Below are 611 nucleotides of genomic sequence, written 5' to 3' on the forward strand. Positions count from 1 at the left end.
TTTTAAAGGAAAACCTGTAATAGAGAAAATAAAACGTATTTCTAAACCTTCTTTACGTATTTATCAAGGAAAAGGTAACTTCATTACAGTCGAAAATGGGTTAGGTATCGCTATAATATCAACGTCAAAAGGAGTAATGACATCTTATGAAGCAAGAAAAAAAGGGATTGGTGGTGAGGTGATTTGTACAGTAATTTAGTTAAGGTAGTATAAAGGAGAAAAGTAAAAGTGTCTAAAATAGCAAAATGTCCAATTAAAATACCTGATAAAGTTGAGATAAATTTGGATAAAGAAATTATAGTTATTAGTGGGAAATATGGAAGATTATATTTAAAAAAACATTCATCAGTTTTAATAAAAAAAGAAAATAAAAAATTAATATTTAATTCGAAGTTTAAAAAAAATTGGGTAATGGCTGGAACAATGAGAGCGTTAGTTAATAATATGATAATTGGTGTAGATAAAGGATTTACTAAAAAATTAGAAATTAATGGAGTAGGATATAGAGCTAAAATTAATGGGAGAAAAATTAATTTAATGCTTGGTTATTCACATATTCTTGAATATAAATTACCTAAAAATATATTAGCAGAAACTCCTAGCAATACTAT

2 protein-coding genes are annotated in these 611 nt (G+C 25.9%); both read left to right on the top strand.

Annotated elements, in window-relative coordinates; translation table 11 throughout:
* A partial coding sequence (gene rpsH / locus IE124_RS34320; RefSeq protein WP_189514026.1) for a 30S ribosomal protein S8 occupies positions 1-199 on the top strand: 199 nt, incomplete at its 5' end.
* A gap of 29 nt (positions 200-228) precedes the next feature.
* A partial coding sequence (locus tag IE124_RS34325; RefSeq protein ID WP_189514029.1) for a 50S ribosomal protein L6 occupies positions 229-611 on the top strand: 383 nt, incomplete at its 3' end.

Origin of the sequence: Streptomyces narbonensis (assembly GCF_014649015.1) — a bacterium.
GTDB lineage: Bacteria > Actinomycetota > Actinomycetes > Streptomycetales > Streptomycetaceae > Streptomyces > Streptomyces narbonensis.